Annotated in this window: 9 protein-coding genes; 7 read left to right on the top strand and 2 right to left on the bottom strand. The window is 64.2% G+C overall.

Features of this window, described 5'->3' with window-relative positions; translation table 11 throughout:
• Positions 1 to 84 precede the first annotated feature (84 nt).
• The 6 genes from drmD to RS85_RS09940 all read left to right on the top strand — a co-directional run bounded on the left by drmD (position 85) and on the right by RS85_RS09940 (position 14,253).
• Entirely contained in the window at positions 85 to 3,243 is a 3,159-nt protein-coding gene (gene drmD / locus RS85_RS09915; RefSeq protein ID WP_235282402.1) for a DISARM system SNF2-like helicase DrmD, read from the top strand.
• Positions 3,233 to 7,267 (top strand): DNA methyltransferase, encoded by a 4,035-nt coding sequence (locus RS85_RS09920; RefSeq protein ID WP_200894820.1) that lies wholly within the window; start codon positions 3,233 to 3,235, stop codon positions 7,265 to 7,267. The genes drmD and RS85_RS09920 overlap by 11 nt, the downstream gene beginning before the upstream one ends.
• Entirely contained in the window at positions 7,267 to 10,953 is a 3,687-nt protein-coding gene (gene drmA / locus RS85_RS09925) for a DISARM system helicase DrmA (RefSeq protein WP_046013263.1), read from the top strand. The genes RS85_RS09920 and drmA overlap by 1 nt, the downstream gene beginning before the upstream one ends.
• Positions 10,954 to 11,078: 125 nt before the next feature.
• A complete protein-coding gene (gene drmB, locus RS85_RS09930) occupies positions 11,079 to 13,046 on the top strand; it encodes a DUF1998 domain-containing protein (protein WP_235282403.1) in 1,968 nt (655 codons plus the stop codon).
• A 3-nt stretch (positions 13,047 to 13,049) separates the two neighbouring features.
• On the top strand, positions 13,050 to 13,757 hold the full coding sequence (drmC, locus tag RS85_RS09935) for a DISARM system phospholipase D-like protein DrmC (RefSeq protein WP_152642386.1): 708 nt from the start codon (positions 13,050 to 13,052) through the stop codon (positions 13,755 to 13,757).
• 64 nt (positions 13,758 to 13,821) lie between these two features.
• Positions 13,822 to 14,253 carry a very short patch repair endonuclease gene (locus tag RS85_RS09940; RefSeq protein WP_082087573.1) on the top strand — a complete coding sequence of 144 codons (432 nt, stop codon included), beginning with the start codon at positions 13,822 to 13,824 and terminating at the stop codon, positions 14,251 to 14,253.
• 28 nt (positions 14,254 to 14,281) lie between these two features.
• Here the strand turns inward: RS85_RS09940 and RS85_RS09945 are convergent, their stop codons facing one another.
• Positions 14,282 to 14,893: a MerR family transcriptional regulator gene (locus RS85_RS09945; protein WP_046013306.1), complete on the bottom strand. Its 612-nt coding sequence runs from the start codon at positions 14,891 to 14,893 to the stop codon at positions 14,282 to 14,284.
• A 72-nt stretch (positions 14,894 to 14,965) separates the two neighbouring features.
• Here RS85_RS09945 and RS85_RS09950 point away from each other — a divergent pair, with 72 nt between their 5' ends.
• Positions 14,966 to 15,490 (top strand): DUF4188 domain-containing protein, encoded by a 525-nt coding sequence (locus RS85_RS09950; protein WP_046013265.1) that lies wholly within the window; start codon positions 14,966 to 14,968, stop codon positions 15,488 to 15,490.
• Between the two features lie 60 nt (positions 15,491 to 15,550).
• On the opposite strand, the gene RS85_RS09955 is transcribed toward RS85_RS09950, so the two are convergent.
• Positions 15,551 to 17,944, bottom strand: a complete 2,394-nt coding sequence (locus RS85_RS09955; RefSeq protein WP_052703519.1) for an AAA family ATPase — start codon at positions 17,942 to 17,944, stop codon at positions 15,551 to 15,553.
• Positions 17,945 to 18,180: the final 236 nt, after the last annotated feature.

Genomic DNA, 18,180 nt, shown 5'->3' on the forward strand with positions numbered 1-18,180 from the left:
CCAATACTGGAAAACATTTCGAATCGATGGTGGGGGAATGAAGGCGTGATCTCGACCACAGACACACAAGCAGCATCGATAGAGGTGCCAGAAGTCGGTCGCCTCGTCAACGTGCGAGGGGCGCGCTGGTCCGTGACGGATGTCGCGGCCCAGTCACTTCCGCGCAGCAGTGCGGATGATGGTCGAGCCGAGCTGCAGCACGCCGTATCCCTGCAATCGATCGAGGACGATCATTACGGGCGCGAGCTAACGGTCGTTTGGGAACTCGAGCCAGGCCGCAGCGTCGTGCGCGAGCAGGGCCTCCCTGAACGCATCGACCCGCAGAAGTTCGACAGCCCGACCACTTTCGCCGCGTACCTCGACGCCCTCCGCTGGGGCGCGTTGACGAGCGCTGACCCGAAAACCCTCCAGGCGCCCTTCCGCAGCAGCGCGACGGTCGAGGACTACCAGCTCGAGCCGCTGCGGCGCGCACTCGAATCGCCGCGCGCCAACATGCTTCTCGCTGACGACGTCGGCCTCGGCAAGACCATCGAGGCGGGCCTCGTCATCCAGGAACTGTTGCTGCGCCATCGGGCGCGATCAGTCATGGTCGTGTGTCCGGCCGGCCTCCAGCTCAAATGGCAGGAGGAGATGCGCGACAAATTCGGTCTGAGTTTCGAGATCGTCAACTCCGAGACGATGAAGACCTTCCGCCGTACCTTCGGCCTACACGCGAACCCCTTCCGCGTCTATCCGCGAGTGATCGTTTCGATGTCGTGGCTGCCCTCGCCCCGGGCCGAGCGCATGCTCGACGAGGTGTACGCGAGCGTGAGGGATTCTGGCACGGCCACGCGCCGAGCTTTCGACATCCTCGTCGTCGATGAGGCGCACCACGTCGCACCGGCCACGCCTAGCAGGGGTGCGAACGATCAGAAGGCCCGCTATGCCGTCGACAGCCAGCGCACCGTCGCCGTCCGCCGACTCTCGGACGTGTGCGAGCATCGCCTCTTCCTCAGCGCGACCCCGCATAACGGTTACACAGAGTCGTTCACGGCACTGCTCGAGATGATCGACCAGCAGAGGTTCGCGCGCGGCGCCGACCTCGACGAGCAGGCACTCCGCGAGGTGGCGGTGCGGCGTCTGAAGCGCGACCTCCCGAAGAAGGGATTCCTGCCGCGCAAGGTGCAGACGCTCGATTTCGAGCCGACCGATGATGAGGCCGAGGCATACGACCGGCTCATCGGCTTCACGAAGCGCCGCAACGCCGCGGTGAAGCAGGAGCGCGGAAAGCGGGCGACGGATCTCGCCACGCTCATCCTCAAGAAGCGGTTCTTTTCTTCGCCGGTCGCATTCGCGTCGACAGCCGAGGCGTACCTCGCTGCACGAGGCGACGACGCTCTCGATCTCCCCGAGTACGACGACGTGCTCGGCGAGGAAGCTTCTGACGAAGAGGAGGGTCGCCTCGAGCAGCCCGAGCTAGAAGCACTGCGCAGCGCGAAACGTGCGCAGGTGCCGTTGAGCCCTCAGGATGTCGCCGACCTCGAACACCTCATCACCTGGGGTTCGCGGCACGAGGGCCGCGCAGACGCGAAGCTCCAGGCACTCATCCGCTTGATCGAGGGCGTCGTCAAGGTGCCCGGCCTGGGCTGGGGCGATGAGCGGGTCGTCATCTTCACCGAGTACGTGAGCACCCTCGACTGGCTGAAGGACGTGCTCACCGCGCACGGATACGGTGGCGACCGTCTAGCCGTCATCAGTGGGTCCGTCGACGCCGACACGCGCGAAGACATCCGCGCTCGATTCACGGCACCCCCGCGCGACGAGCCGGTTCGTATTCTGCTGGCGACAGATGCCGCGGGCGAGGGCATCGACCTGCAGAACTACTGCTATCGCCTGGTGAACTTCGACATCCCCTTCAATCCGAACCGCCTTGAGCAGCGCATCGGCCGCATCGATCGGTATGGGCAGACTCAGACGCCGCTCGTGTGGCATCCTCAGGCCACGGGCGGGGAGAGCGCCTATGCGAAGGACGTCGACCTACTCTTGCGGGTTGCTCAGAAGATCTCCCAGGTCCGACGCGACATCGGATCGGCGAACGAGATCATCGCGCCCGACCTTCAGCGCGAGCTCGGCTTTGGGGAGGGCCCGGCACGAAAGCAGAAGACGGATGCCGGCGAGCAGGTCATTAACAAGGTGCTCCAGGAGGAGCACGAGCTTGGCCGAGAACTCACGCGACTTGCCGAGCGCCTCGACAACTCGCGTGACCAGATGCACCTCCACGAACAGAACTTGCTCCGTGTGATGCAGGAGGGCCTGCGCTTGTCGGGTCAGCCGTCGCTCCGCGAGATCGATGACCCGCGCGGTGACGGTGTGCTCTACGAGATACCCCGTGGTCTCTCGAAGTCGTGGGTCCCGGCCCTCGACGGACTCGACACGCGACTGAACCGGGGCGTCTACCGTCCGGTCACCTTCGAGGAGCAGCGGGCTCGCATCGGCACCGATACGGTCTTCGCTCATCTCGGCCATCCGTTGATCCAGCGCGCAGCACGGGAGCTGCGCGGCCAGGTTTGGACGCGCACCGATCAGGTACGCGGTGTCAGCGCGGTCGTCGTCGATGGGCTCGACCAGTCGTTCGCCGCCGGCGTTGCCCGTCTTGTTCTCGTCGGCGAGGGCGGTGTGCGCCTGCACGAAGAAGTCTTCCTCGCGGGAACCCGAATCTCGCGCCGGCAAGAGCTCGGCATCGAGAAAGCCGAAAACCTGCTGACATCGGCGCTCGACGGTTCTCGCCTTTCGGTCCCCGACGTGTCGGCGCTGCAGCGCGTGGCCCAGCATTGGAACACGGATGCCGGTCACCCGGACGGGCTCGGCGCCCGAGTGAAGGACGCGGTCGAGAAGCGCGCCGAACGCCGCAAGCGCGACGTCGCCGATGATCTCGAAAACGGCCGCGTTGCGGATCTCGCCTCGATCGACGCGATCTTCAACCGTTTCCGCGGCACCTTGATCGGCACCCTCGCAGCGGCCGAGGAGGCTCGATTGGCTGGCGAACAGATGTTGTTCCAGTTCGACGAGGAGAAAGCGCAGCGCGAGAAGGATCTCGAGCGCGTGCGCAAGCGCCTCGCCACCCTCGACGACGAGCAGCGGGCGGAGCGCGAGTCGGTCGAGCGCCGCTACCGTAACGTGACGGCGCACACGTTCGTGGCCGCGCTCGTATTCGCCCTGACTCCCGATGATGTGCAGAAGCTGGAGGCCGCTGGTGGCCGTTAGGACCCGGACCGAAGACCCTTGGGAGTGGCTGACGCTCGTCGACACCGATGGGCCGTTCCTATCGAAGGCCGCGCTTCGCTCGTTCTACCCGCAAGGCCTTCCGAAGACGGATGCCTCGGTCGACGATGTCAACGCAACCTTCGTCGAGGAGCATTCGCGTTGGCTGATGGCATCCGCGACGGTCGCGGCCGAAGTCGCCCGCGAGGCGCGCGACCGTTGGGTCGCCGCCGTGCTGCGCGATCTTCTGCAGTGGCAGGACGACCTCAACCTCGCGCCCGCCGAATTTCTCCGAGCTCATTCACCGAATAGTGCCGTGACGATCGCTCCCTGGGCGACTCTTGAGACGGATGGCAGGCCGCACGCGCTCGTCACGGTCGTCGACCGCACGGCGAACCTCCGTTTGACCGGCGCCGACGGCTGGTCAGCGAACGCGATCGACCGCATGGCAAATCTCCTCCGCGAGACGGGCGTCACCGTCGGCATCGTCACCGATGGACGCTGGTGGGCACTCGTCTCCGCGGCGAAGGACGTCACAACGGCGAGCGGTGTCTTCGACGCGGACCTGTGGCGGCAGGAGCGCCCGAGCCGCGATGCGTTCTTCGCGCTCGCGAGCTTCACCTCGATCGCGGGTGGCCTCCCCGAGAAGCGACTCGACCTCCTGTTCGCCGAGAGCGTCGCCAGCGCCGAGCAGATCACTGAGGCGCTCGGCGACCAGGTGCGTCGCGCGGTGGAGCTGGTGCTGCAGTCATTCTCCGACGTGCACCTTCGTGCTCTCGCCGAGCACGGCGGGTCGCCGCTGCCAGATGACCCCAAGCGCGTCTATGAGGGCGCAGTCACCGTGCTCATGCGCGTGGTGTTCCTCCTTTTCGCCGAAGAACGCGGCCTTCTACCCGAGCACGAGCTCTACCGAACCGCATACGCGATCTCCGACATCCGCGAGAGACTCGCGACCGAAGCACAGGCAACCTCTGCGGAAGCGCTCGATCACACCTGGGAGGCCTGGCACCGTCTGCTCGCTGCGAGCAACGCGGTCTTCAACGGCACTTCGTTCGAGGACATGCGGATGCCGGCCTATGGCGGGTCGCTCTTCGACCCGACCCGGTTCCCATGGCTCGAAGCCACGGACCAGCAAAGACGCCTCCTGGTCCGTGTTTCCGACCGGGCGATGCTCGAACTACTGAGCGCCGTGCAGATCGCGATCGTCGCGGGCGACGCGCGGCATCTCTCGTTTCGTGAGCTCGACGTCGAGCAGATCGGCTATGTGTACGAGGGTCTGCTTGGCTACTCAGCCGAATATGCACCGGAGCTCGTCGTCGGGCTCGACGGGAAGGCGGGCTTCGAGCCCGAGATCCCGCTCACCGAACTCGAAGCGATCGCTGCGGCCGCCTCAACACCCGCGGACTTCGCAAAGCGTCTGACCGAACATCTGAAGAAGACGCAGGAGCACGCAAAGCCGAAGACCGCGAACCAGATCGCGAAGGCGTATGCGTCAGCGGATGCCGAAAAGGAGGCCGACGCCCGGACGAAGCTCCGCCACACGCTCCTCGGTGAGGACGAGACCGTAGAGCAGCTGTTGCCGTTTGCCGGCCTCATCCGCACCGACCTGCGCGACTTCCCCTACGTCGTCCCAGCCGGCGGCATCGTGATGACGGAATCACCGCAGCGCGCGAACACAGGCACGCACTTCACCCCGCGATCGCTTGCAGAAGAAGTCGTGTTGCACGCACTCCAGCCGCTGGTGTACTCCCCCGGTCCGCTCGACACCGAAGACGAAACCCAATGGAAGCTGAAGTCGTCGACCGAGATTCTCGATCTCAAGGTCGCCGACATAGCCGTGGGCTCGGGCGCATTCCTCGTCGCTGCGGCACGTTACCTTGCGGCCCGACTGGTCGAGGCGCGAGCCCTCGAAGGGATAGACGTCGCGGAGGAGCCTGAGCTTGAGCGATGGGCGATACGCGAGATCGTCGCCCGTTGCCTCTACGGTGCCGACATCAACGGCATGGCCGTCGAGATGTGCAAGCTCTCGCTCTGGCTCATCTCGATGGACTCGGGCAAGCCGTTCTCGTTTGTCGATGACCGTGTGTTCCATGGGAACTCACTGCTCGGGGTGACGACCGAGGATCAGCTGCGGTACCAGCATATTGACCCTGCGAGGAGCAAGCTAAAGCCGGAGAAGCTGCTCGACTTCGATGTCAGCTCAGACCTTCAGCAAGTCGCGCGACTGCGGCGAGAGCTCTCGTCGGGACAGGTTGATGACGCGGATCGGATGCGATCGACACGAGCAAAGCAAGCGCTGCTCGAAGAATCGAAGCGCGTCACCGCGAAGCTCCGCGATGTCGCGGATGGGATCGTTGCGGCGGGCCTGCTCGAAGGCGGAAAAGCGGGACCGAAGCTGGATTCGCGCTACGACGAGCTCGCTGATGCGCTTCTCGATGCGTACCCGCGAGGTAGCGTCGCTCCCGATCGGCGAAGGCTCGAAGCCGTCATTGCGTCCCGGCTCCCGGCTGCAGTCGATACCGGTCGACCGAGCTGGAAGCCCTTGCACTGGATCCTCGAAGCCCCTGACGTCGTCCACGACCATGGGGGGTTTGATGCGATCATCGGGAACCCGCCGTTCGTGCCCGGAAAACAAGTCTCCAACGCGATCGGATCTGACGTGCGCGAGTGGCTAGTGAGCGTTGTGGCGGATGGTGCGCGAGGTAACGCTGACTTGTCTGCGTATTTCTTCTGCCGACTAGCCGACATTTCTTCGACGGGCAGCACGGTCGGACTGATCGCCACCAACACGATCGCTCAAGGAGACACACGCCAAGTTGCGCTTGACCAACTTGTCGCCCGAGGGATGACCATTACCCGGGCGATCCAGAGTCGAGCTTGGCCCGCCAGCAGCGCAAACGTGGAGTTCGCGGCTGTCTGGGCGACAAGCAGGCACGTCGCCCCGGACGTCCGCGCCGTTTGCGACGGCATCCCAACGGCACGTATCTCGTCGTTCCTTGAGCCGAGTGGACGCTCGGAGCGGCTGCCCGAATCACTGGCTGCCAATCTCGGTCGCGCGTTCGTGGGATGTAATATGAATGGAACAGGGTTCGAACTCTCCGCCGAGAATGCGGAACGTTTTATCTCGCTGGATTCACGTAACTCCCGGGTCCTTTTTCCCACTCTCGGCGGAGTTGATATAAACAGCAGTCCTTCTGGGGCGGCCCCGATGTGGGCAGTCGACTTCTACGACATGGAGCTTCCCGAAGCGCAGGAGTACCGCGAAGTTATCTCGTACGTTGAAACTCACGTCCGCCCGCATCGGATGCTGCTAGACAAGAAGCCCAAGCTCCAGGAGCGTTGGTGGAGATATGAACGGGACGCGAAGGCAATGCGAGCCGCGATCTCATCCTTCGGCTCGGTCCTCGCGATTGCGATCACAAGCAAGGCGCTAATGCCACTCCGGGTGCCGGCCCGACAGGTATTCACGCATTCTGTCGTGGTGTTCGCAACCGACAGCTTCGCGCAGCAAGCCGTGCTTTCGTCGACGGCACACCAAGTTTGGGTTATTCACTACGGGTCAGGCCTACGCTCAGATCCTCGATATACGCCATCAGACGTATTCGTAACCTTCCCACGGCCAGATGAAACGGCGCGACTCGCCGGGGCAGGCGTGCAACTCGACGACGCGCGTCGCGAGGTCATGCTGCGACGCAATCTCGGGCTCACTGCGCTTTACAATCTTGTAAATTCGCCCGCGCATCAGGATGACAGCGACGTCGATCTCATTCGTTCGATCCACGTCCAGATCGACGAGGCTGTCATGGAAGCGTATGGCTGGACCGATATCCCGCTCGACCACGGCTTCCACATCTACCGTCAGATGGAGCGGTGGACGGTGAGCCCGGCCGCTCGTGTCGAGATCCTCGACCGGCTACTTGAGGAGAACCACAAGCGTGCAGCGACCGAGGCTGCGGCCAGGCTCGACTCGAAGAAGAAGGGCAAGTCGATCGAGGAGTCCGCGAAACCCGAGGGAGCGATGTTCTAATGAGCGATGCGACCAGCACGACATCGGCATACGTTCGCGACGAGTTGCTCGACCTGCTCGGACGCGACCTCGTCGGGCCGTGGGACGGGCCGACCGAGACGATCGTCGGCACGCCGCGCGGCCGTTACCTGGCGGGCGCGTTGGCGCCGATCTCTCTACTCGAGGGGTCCGGCTCAGCCACGACCTCCACCGCCTCCGCGGCGACGCTCGATGACGTCCGCAATGACGAAACGCTTGCGGTCGCCGATCTATCGGCTGCGCACGAAGTACAGGGCGTGCCAGCCGATGAAGAGGAGACGATCGGTGAGGCCTCCCCCACCGACTCCGACGAGGACCGCGGCCCGGATTCCAAGATCATCGCCCCCTCGTCGATGGGCATCAGGTTCCAGGTGGGTGCCGAGACGACGACCCTGCGCTTCGTCGCCCGGTGGGGCAAGTACGAATCGCACCGCGCGGTCGATGAGAAGGGCCGGACGCAGACCTACTACGACCGCACCCCGTTCGAAGAGATCGTCGATATAGACATCTCCACGATCGAGAGCGGCGCATCCGTGCGTCGGGTATTCGCCGACGATGTGGACCTCTCGGTCGAGGTGTTCGCTCACGAAGGGCGTCGTGTCGTAGAGGCGGCCCTGCTCAACTCCAAGCAGACGGGGCGCGAACTGCCGCCGAGACTCTGGCTGTTCCAAGCCGAGCTCGAGGTGACCGCTCTCGACGCGGCATCCGCCGTCTTTCTCCCGACTCGCGATGCGCTCGTCGACGATCGCGCCTCGCGCGATGAGGAGGTTCGTCGTCTCGACCTGCTGTATCGCGACCGTTTGGAGTTCGCCGTCGGTCGCACCGCGTCCGCCACCTGGGAAGTGTCCCCTGAGGATTCCCGACGCGCGACGGCAGTTCGCACCACCTGGCTTCCCACTGCCGAAGTGCCGCAGACGCTGGCACCCGAAGTGCCCGGCGCGGTGCTGAGCATGCGCGTGCTCATGGAATCAGGCTCCGACAAGTTGCGCACCGGGCTCCAACCCCTCATCGACGCTTATGACGTGTGGCTGAAGAAGCAGGCGGCTGCGAATGAGCAGCTCCCCGAGTGGCTCCGCCAGGAAGGCTCGATCGGCATCGCCGACGGTGAAGCTGCGCTCAACCGTCTCCGCGCCGGCCTCGACCTGCTCACGACCGACCAGCACGCGCAACGGGCGTTCTGGTTCATGAACCGTACGATGCGCGACCAGCGCATCCGCTCGCAGATCGCAGCCGTGCGCATCGCCGACCCCACCGTCACGATCGCGGCGGCGACGGCCAAGGTCGAGAGCTACGGCGACAAAGCAGCATCCTGGCGCGCGTTCCAGCTGGCCTTCATCCTGATGCAGCTGCCGGCCGTCGTCGATCCGACGCACAAGCGCCGCTCGTCCGACTTCCCTCAGGCCGAGCTCCTGTTCTTCCCGACCGGTGGCGGCAAGACCGAAGCGTATCTCGGTCTCGCGGCGTTCACCTTCAGCATCCGACGCCTCCAGGGAAAAGTGGAGACACCCGACGGGCTGCTCGACGGGGGCGACGGCGTTGCCGTGCTCATGCGGTACACGCTGCGACTGCTCACGTCGCAGCAGTTCCTGCGAGCGACCACGCTGATGTGCGCCGCCGAGGTGGTGCGCCGCGAAGACCCGACCGCTTGGGGCGATGTACCGTTCCGCATCGGGCTCTGGGTCGGATCGAGCGTGAGCCCGAAACGCTACGCCGAAGCAGCCGACCAGGTGAAGAGCGTGCGCGACAGCGAGGGCGCTGCCTTCGGTCTCACGGTGCTGCAGTTCAGCCACTGCCCGTGGTGCGGAACGCCGATCAATCCGAAGGCGGACGTCGAGGCCGACGACGTCGCGAAACGCATCCGGGTTTATTGCGGCGACAAGCGCAACGGATGCCCGTTCAGTGCAGGCGGCTCGGCTGTTGAGGGCCTCCCGGTGCTCACGGTCGACGATGAGATCTACCGGAATCCACCGACCTTCCTGCTCGCGACGGTCGACAAGTTCGCCCGGCTCGCGCGCGAAGGCGAGGCGGCGAGTCTCTTCGGATACGTGGCGAAGAAGTGTGCACGTCATGGGTACAAGCACGCCGATACCGATGCGAGTGTCTGCGGGGCCGAGCACCACAACGCGAGCAAGGCGAACGGCCGAACCTACCCGCCGACGCAGGTGCAGCCGACCGGTCGACTCCGGCCGCCGGACCTCATCATCCAGGACGAGCTGCACCTCATCACCGGTGCCCTCGGCACCGCCGTCGGCCTCTTCGAAGGCGCCGTCGATGTACTGTCGAGCTGGGAGTTCGGGAAAGCGGATGCCGCGAAGGCGGTCAAGCCACTCGTGATCGCCTCCACCGCGACCGTGCGCAAGGCCGCCGAGCAGGTGCAGCGGCTCTACGCGCGCGATGTCGAGGTCTTCCCGCCTCAGGTGCTCAGCGTGAGCGACACCTTTTTCTCGAAAGAAGTTCCGCTCGACGAGGAGCCCGGGCGCAAGTACCTGGGTGTCTGTCTGCACGGCGCCCGGCTCACGCTCGCAGAGATCCGCCTCAGCGAGATTCTGCTGCTCGCCGGGCAGCGCCTGTTCGACGCACACGGAGATGCAGCCGAGCCGTACCTCACCGTGGTCGACTACTTCTCGGCAACGCGCGAGCTCGCGGGCATGCGGCGCTACCTCGAGGATGACGTCACGACACGTGTCAGCAACCCGGACAAGTCGAGTGGCTACCCGCGGCGACGCACCCCGCTGCGCATCGGCGAGCTCACCTCGCGCATCTCGTCGTCGGAGATCAGCAAGACGCTCACGCACCTCGCATCGCCGTTCGACGCCGCGCTCGACTCCACCGCGGGCCGTGCGGTGATCGCTTCGAAGCTCAAAGCCGGCGAGAAGCTGCCCGATCGTGAGCTGCCGTTCGACGTCGTGCTCGCGACCTCCATGTTGCAAGTCGGTGTCGACGTGCCGCGTCTCGGACTCATGCTCATCGTCGGCCAACCGAAGAACACAGCCGAGTACATCCAGGCCTCCTCCCGAGTCGGTCGCGACGCTCGCAAGCCGGGGCTCGTGGTAACCCTCGCCAACCGATCGCGCCCGCGCGATATGGCGCACTACGAGCAGTTCGAGCACTATCACGACACGTTCTACGCGAACGTCGAGGCGCTGTCGGTGACGCCGTTCTCCGAGGCATCGCTCGAACGCGGACTCACCGGGCTCATCGTCTCCGTTGCCCGCGTGATCGACGCGGGCGCGACGGCGGATGTCTCGATGTCGCCCGATGCAGTTGCCGGCGCCGGGCGAATCACTCAACGTCGTGCGGCTGTCGACACTCTTGTCGAGAAGCTGGTCGATCGCGTCGCCCAGGCGAGTGATGACGCGGCGGCGGCGCTGACGAAGAGCAAGCTCGTCTTCCGACTCGACGAATGGACCGAGCGGTCCGACCTGCACGGCGGCGGGCTGACGTATGCGCGCAAGTCGTTGCCCAAGCAGCACATCGTGCCGCTGCTGGTCAGCCCCGAGGACACAATCGGCGAAGAGGGCGACCGGCTGTTCCAGGTCGCGAACTCGATGCGCGAGGTGCAGCCAGAAATCGATCTGCTCGTCTCGCCGTTCCCAGGCATGCTGACGGAGCCGGCCTCGACCGCGACGCCGAATTGGACGTTCACGCCGAGGAAGGGCGACAAATGACCGATCTCGGGAGCACCGGGCCCGCTGCGTCCGAAGCCGTCATTCCTGACATGGCACCGGGCCTACCCGGTGAGGTCGCGGACCCGTTCATCGACTCGGAGCTGAAGACGAAGAACCGAGCGCGAGTGGGATCCATCCGGCCGAACGCGATGCTCTACACGTCGGGCATCGGCGCGACCGTAGACCTCCCACATATCGCGGTCATGCCACAGGGCATCGACGCGTGGGACAAAGCGTATGCACGTATGGGCGGGGAACCGACGCTCGTGCTTGTGCCCCGACTTCTTCAAGCCGTGCGTTCCCAGCCCGGGCTCGAGAAGGTCGGCGAGCTTCGCCAGCCGCCGTGGATGCCAGAGGTTTTCGGCGGTGGAGAGACGGCACCAATTGGCATCCCGACCCGCATTTTCCCACAGTGGTTGCGCTGTACCGGATGCGATCTGCTCGCGCAGGTTTCGGCGGGCGTGTTCGACTTTGAGAACACTCGCAAGCACCGGCCCGACCTCGCGCGCTTCCTGCATCGGAGGTGCAAGGGGCGATTCAAAGGTGGCACTGGCCGGGATCGCATCGCTGTACCGGCCCGCTACTTGATCGCCTGCACGAACGGTCATCTCGACGAGTTCCCGTACGTCGACTGGGTGCACGGCGCCGATGGGCACCCCACCGACTGCGTGCCGAATCCACAGTTGCGGATGCTGGAGTGGCGCTCGAACCTCGGCCCGCAGGTGACGATCAGATGCGTGCAGTGCGACTCGTCACGTAATATCGCTGAGCTGACGCGCGCCGGTGGCGAGACCTCCCTGCCGAACTGCCGCGGGCGGCACCCGCACCTGCCCTCATTCGCCTCGCCGACCGATCCTTGCAAGGGCGAGGTTCGGTTGATGCTGCTCGGCGCGGCGAATCAATGGTTTCCGGCAACGGTGAGTGTGCTCGTGCTGCCATCACGCAAGGAGCCGAAGCCCGCCGACACCGTAGGTGAGGTCATGGGACTGCCTCCGGCCCAGGTGATGAAGCTGACCTCGCTCGCAGCGGTGAGCTCGTGGCGCGAGTTCGCACCTGAGAGCATGACCGGGAAGTTCGCCGGCATTTCCGACGAAGACCTCTGGCACGCTGTTCAGGTCGCGAAGGGCGATCTTCCTCCACTCATCCCGGCATCGCAGGTGTCTACCGTCTACGACCCCAACCACCTCTTGGTGCCCGAATGGGAGACGCTGACGCACCCCGACGAGTTCCTCGCCGAGGACCGGAGGAACGGGTTCAAGGTCCATCCGGTTGAGATTGCACCTTCCATCGCAGCTCCTCTGCGCGAAGTGATCGCCATCGACCGCATCCGGAAAGCGAACGCGTTCATCGGATTCACTCGAATCGATGCGCTCGACCGTGTTGGCGATGAGCCCGGCCGGGTCGCACCCATATCGTTGTACGGCAAGCCGACCTGGGTGCCGGCCACCGAGGACCGTGGTGAAGGCGTCTTCCTCCGTTTCGAAGAGAAGGTCGTCTCCTCATGGGAGTCGAGCGTCCTCGAGAGCGAAGTCTGGGATGCTCACGTCGCTGCGCATGAACGGAACCTCGCTCGGCGTCAGAGCCGCACCGCCGCCGAACTCGACGCCGACGCGCGGATGCTTCCGCCCCGCTACTGGGCGCTGCATACCCTGTCGCACCTGTTGATCCGCGAGATGGCGATGTCGAGCGGGTACGGGTCGGCATCGCTGACTGAGCGGATCTATGGGTGGCGAGAGGCCGACGGCAGAGCACCAGCGGCCGGCATCCTGATCACGACGACCTCGCCCGACAGCGAGGGCACACTCGGCGGGCTCGTCGACCTGGCACGCACGGAGCGGCTCGAGTCGGTGATGCACGAAGCTCTGCACCGCGCTCGCCGATGCTCGTCCGACCCGATCTGCGCCCACCGCGTGCCGCGCGACCAGGAGGACTTCCTACACGGAGCCGCCTGCCACTTCTGCGCCTTCGTATCGGAGACCTCCTGCGAGCGGGCGAATCGATTCCTCGATCGACGGTTCGTGCTCGACCTGAGTGCCGGTTCGCAGGGACTCGCCCCGCTGCTCGCCGACATCGATTACGAGAGCTGGAACTGACGCGTGGCTGATGCGATTGAAGCGCTGGCAAGGGCCGTCTCGCCCTCACTAGCGCTCAAGCTCGCCTCCAGCCTCGAAATCGATGGAAGCCTCGCGAAGGCATCGATTAAGGTTTCGGACGTTGCGATCCGGGATCTCCTCGCCGAGTCGTTCGATATGCTCGGCTCCGCCAATCTGGCGGCGGTGCTACGTGGCTTCTCTGCTGCGACGAAGGCGAACGGGAAGGACCTGCGTGCAGTCTGGAGCGGGCCGACCTTTGCGGGCGACGGCGACCACACGACTGCCGCCATCGCGCACCTCATCGATGAGGCCACTGAGGACGTCTTCGCATCAACGTACTCCGCATCATCGAACTCGGCGTATGTGCAATCCCTGTGGCGAGCCGTGGCGCGCGGGGTGAAGACGACTGTACTTCTCGATGCGAACTTGAACGACGGGAAGACCGCCGCATGGATGCAGGAGAAGCTGCACGGCGCGCGCTTCCTCGGCTTCAAGCCCGGCCCCCTCGGTGGTGTTCAGCACTCCAAGGTGGTCGTCGTCGACTCCAGCACGGCCTTCATCACCAGTGCGAATCTCTCTGAAGCTGCCCACGAGAAGAACCTCGAGGCGGGCGTGATCATCCGCGACCCGGATTTTGCCTCGAGCGTGCGCCAGCGCTATGCGTCGCTGTTGAACGAAGGGCACCTGTATCTCCTCGACTCGCCATCCTGACGACTAGGCGATATGGAGCTGATCGTTGGTGCTCGGTTGAATTAGCACGACATAAGCTGCTCTCATGTCGTGGGCGAGCACCGAGGGGTCGCGACGTTCGATGCGCGGAAATCGACGCCGCGACACCAAGCCGGAGTTGGCCGTCCGACGGTTGATTCATGCAGCTGGTCTCCGGTACCGGGTGGACTTCGCGCCGATTGGCGGTCGGTCCCGCGCCGATATCGTGTTCACTCGCGCCCGTGTCGCCATCTATATCGATGGCTGCTTCTGGCACGGCTGCCCGATTCATGCCACCTACCCGAAACGCAACAGCGACTACTGGCTTCCCAAACTTCAGCGGAATGTCGAGCGCGATCGCGAGACGGATGCACGTCTACAGCTTGCGGGTTGGAAAGTGCTGCGGTTCTGGGAGCATGAGTCGCCTGAGGACGTGGCTGCGACGATCGCGGCCGAGGTAAGCACGCCGCCCCTCGACGACCACAGTGCGTCGGCCTGATACGCCGCAATCCCTGATGAACGCGCCATCAGTCGGTCCCTCCGAACCTCTCCCCCGAGCTAACCTGCTGCGCCACCCGCCGCAAGGTCAGCAACAACGGCTCCACCAGCACCGACCCCAACACCACGTACCGCACCGCAGCCTCCGCGGACTCCGTCGGCACCCCGGTGATCTCGGCATCCGCGATCCGTCGCATGCTCACGAGATACTCAGCCATCGCAGCTTCCGGCACGGCGAACCCCGCCTGCTCCAGCCCCTGCAGCGCCCGCGCCACCGCGGTCAGCACCGCGGGATCGCACATCCCCGGCTTCCACCCGAGGCCTTCGACGAGCCGCTCCGCCTCCGTCAGATCCAGCGCTTCATCCACCGGCGGAGTGATCGCCGCGTGCGCCGCGCCCAGCCGCAGGTGCGGACTCTCCGGCGGATCATCCAGCGCCGCCAGCACCCGCCGCGTCTCGGCGATGCTCACCCCTGCATCGAGCAGTGCCCGGATCACCCGCAGCCGCTCCACGTGCTTCTCGCCGTACGCGGCCTGGGTCGGCGCGCTGCGCTCACCCTCGGGCAGCAGCCCCTCGCGCAGGTAGTACTTGATCGTCGGCACGGTCACGCCCGTCTGGGCTGACAGTTCGGAAATTCTCATGGCCATCTCTTGACTTCGATAGTAGCGCTATCCATTATGGATAGTGCAGCTATCCAACCAAGAGGAGTCATCATGTCGAAGATCATCACGGGCCGCATGACCCACCGCCACGAGGGTGAGCTCGTCGTGTTCCACATCGGGATGCAGATCAACCGCTGGTGGCGCCCCGACCTCTGGATGCCGACCTTCTTCGTCATGCCGCCGATGCTGCGCGAACTCTCCACGGATCCTGACTCGGGCATGCTCGGCTACCACCTGCTGTTCGGCGCCGGCGGACCCTACGTCGTGCAGTACTGGTCATCGGTCGACAAGCTCTACGCCTACGCGTCCAGCCCGTCACAGGAGCACCGCTCCGCCTGGACCCGCTTCAACAAGATGGCGCGCAAGGCTCCGGGAGCTGTCGGCATCTGGCACGAGACCTTCCTCGTCGACCGCGCCGAGAGCGTGTACGTGTCGACCAAGCCGATGGGGTTGCCGAAGGCGACGGAGATGGTCGAGGTGGTGAAGCGGCAGGATCGGGCGCAGGCGCGGTTTGCGGAGGGGCGGACGGGAGCACCGGAGTCGCGGGTCGCTAAGGCACGCTACGAATCGAGTTGATCGGCGACGAGCGCACGCACGGACTCGCCAGCGAGCCGATCCGACCTCAGGCATGCAGCGTTACTCGTCGAGGCCATCCCTCTCAGATACAGCGGCAGTGGCAAACCCCTGGTCTCGATAGCGCTGACCCAGCGATAGGCCAACAATTCGCGCTTTGAAGCTGTCGAAGTCAGGCACTGGATCGGAGATTCGCTGGTCGAGGTCGAAGTCCCGGCGTATCGTTCCGAGTTCAACGCGAACATGATCCGCTTCCGCGGAAGCATCTAGAACCAGGTCAATTTCGCGCAACAGACTTCGCGCCCGGCGCTTCGGTATCGAATCGCGATAGTCTCGCTCGAATTCGCGGATCTTGCCGGCGAGCCGACGATCACCTCGTCGTTGCGTTTCTTCTGCGCTCGCTGAGGCGAGTCGGTCCGACAAGTCAGCAACTAGAGTTCGCATGGCACGCTCGGTCTCGTCCTGGCCTGCTAAGCGAACCCCAGAGACCACACTCGATTCGAGAAGCTCGACGACTGCTCGCGCGAAGCCAACTTTCTCCATATGCGCCCCGTCGTACGCCTTCCCGTACGCAGCACTGAGTCCATCCCAAAGCGACCCCTTCTTCGCAGACACCGCGGCGACCACCGAGGCCTCAGTAAGAGCGGCAGCCGCGAGCTCATCGATGCCCTCGATGAGCTGCGCATGGGCATGCGCGGCCGAGGTCGCGAAGGCGGGATGCACTAGATCCTCGATCTCACGAATAACGATATCCGCGTGTACCGAGATGCTCTGCGAGGCTGCCCAGACGTCGAACTCAAAGATGCAGTCCCCTGGGATGACTGCTCGGCGATGGATAAGGCGCTCCCGCATGTTAGCGGCCGCGTCCTTGCCCGCCTTATCACCATCGAACAGCGCCACGCAGGCGGGCTTTATTTGATCACGGCCGCGAGCCAGGAACACCATGTACGGAATGGACTCTGCCGATCCACTTGGCACGATCGTGACTTCGTTCAGGTCGAGGTAGTCATGGTCATCGTACGTTCTACGAAAATGAGCGGATGCACCTGCGAGCATCACCTGGTCCGCGAGACCCTCGACGAACAAGTTGGAGCCTCCAATGAAGGCGGTCTCAGCAACCGTCGACCCGAGTGAGGTGCGCAGGGGCTCATAGTGATTCTGTGTTGCATCCTTCACGACTCGAGTGCCCTCGTCCTCTGCTCCTTTGTCGAGAACTCGAAGCCGTTGACCCGCGTTTCTGTCGATCAGGAACGGGGAGTGCGTCACATAGACAACCTGATGTTTGTGCGATCCGTCGTCGGGGAGCGCGTAATCAGCGATGACGCGGAGGAGGTCTTGTTGACCTCGGCTCGAAAGATACGCGTCGGGTTCGTCTAGCAGCATGACCTCTGCGCCAGTCACTTCGCGCCTATGGGCCGTCAACTGAACGAAGTAACTCAGAAAGAACCGCAAGCCTTGGCTGCGCTCATCGAATGAGTACGACGCGCGCGTCCGGTCCTTGATAACTAGAGCTAGTTCGTGCTCACGTGCCTTGACTTCGAGTTCAAAGTCGTTGTCCTGTGACCACCATCTCTTGAAGTTGAGGTTGTCCGCGATCGCGATGTTCATCGCCCGCACCAGACCCTCGATTTCGCCTTCCTCTTCGTTGGCGATGGCTGTACGCAACCGGCCGAACGATGCCGGATCAATGCCGGCGATCTCGACTAGCAGCTTCCGTCCCAACTCAAACTCTTCGCGCCGCCGCTTCTCTGCTTCTGTGTCGGGCGCCGAAAGGTATCCCTGCCAAACCGGGAACAGGTGCGCCCCAAAATCGGCTGCCGCTGCCCACGCACCGCCCCGAATTGCCCCAAACAGTGCCGAACGCCGCCTTCGGGAGTCAAAGGGTTGTTGAAATCCGTCTGCTAGAGCGTCGATCGATAACGAGTCGGGCATCCCCAGGTTTGTCCTCAGCCTGAAGACTGGTGGAAGGACCGCCTCGAGCGCAGCTAGCTGCGCGGCAGCGATCTCGACGATTGTGCTGTGGCCGTGCAGGAGGAGGAACGCGGGCTCGTGGCCCGGTCGGTAGAGCGTGAACCTTTGCCCGACCACGGATTGAGGAGCGATGGCCTGAAGAACGGCCAGCTCGTTCTCATCCTCGACTTGGAGACCGACCCCAAACTCTGGGGCGCGAACTCGACCTTTCTCGACCGAGTAGAACGTGCTGTAGCGACAAAAGTCTCCCTCGTCGATGCCATTCCCGGTGAGGGCAATCTCCAGAGCGTCAAGCAGCTGGGTCTTGCCAGCTTCGTTCGCGCCTACAATCGCAGTGATCGTGGGATCAATCTTGACCCGAACAAACGGGAACCACCCGTCCGCCGTGTCTTCCCAAGCAGCGGGTTCGGTACCTTCTTTCCACTTTCGTTCATAGTCAAAGTTGAACGACTTAAAAAAGCGAGTCTCGAGGCGTTCCAGCTTCATTGCGGTACCCATCCACGGTCGGCGTTCTTCGGTTGATGGAACTATGTCACGCCCAGCGGACGTACGGGCGAAAGGGATGCTGCAAGTAGACCCTCTACCTCAGCGACGCAGCTGAGTCGAGCCAACCTAGTAGCTGTAGCCAGCCGTGACCGACGTCACTGAGTAATGCGTGGGGCGACTGCTCCTCGCTCCAGTCAACAGCCGTGCGATGGTGTCACCGTCCCACCCCCGCCCAT

Origin of the sequence: Microbacterium sp. SA39 (assembly GCF_000967865.1) — a bacterium.
Taxonomy (GTDB): Bacteria; Actinomycetota; Actinomycetes; order Actinomycetales; family Microbacteriaceae; genus Microbacterium.

Coding starts and splice junctions, on each gene's coding strand:
- drmA (WP_046013263.1), top strand. CDS start 7,267: ATGAGCGATGCGACCAGCACGACATCGGCATACGTTCGCGACGAGTTG.
- RS85_RS09940 (WP_082087573.1), top strand. CDS start 13,822: ATGTCGTGGGCGAGCACCGAGGGGTCGCGACGTTCGATGCGCGGAAAT.
- RS85_RS09945 (WP_046013306.1), bottom strand. CDS start 14,893: ATGAGAATTTCCGAACTGTCAGCCCAGACGGGCGTGACCGTGCCGACG.
- RS85_RS09950 (WP_046013265.1), top strand. CDS start 14,966: ATGTCGAAGATCATCACGGGCCGCATGACCCACCGCCACGAGGGTGAG.
- RS85_RS09955 (WP_052703519.1), bottom strand. CDS start 17,944: ATGAAGCTGGAACGCCTCGAGACTCGCTTTTTTAAGTCGTTCAACTTT.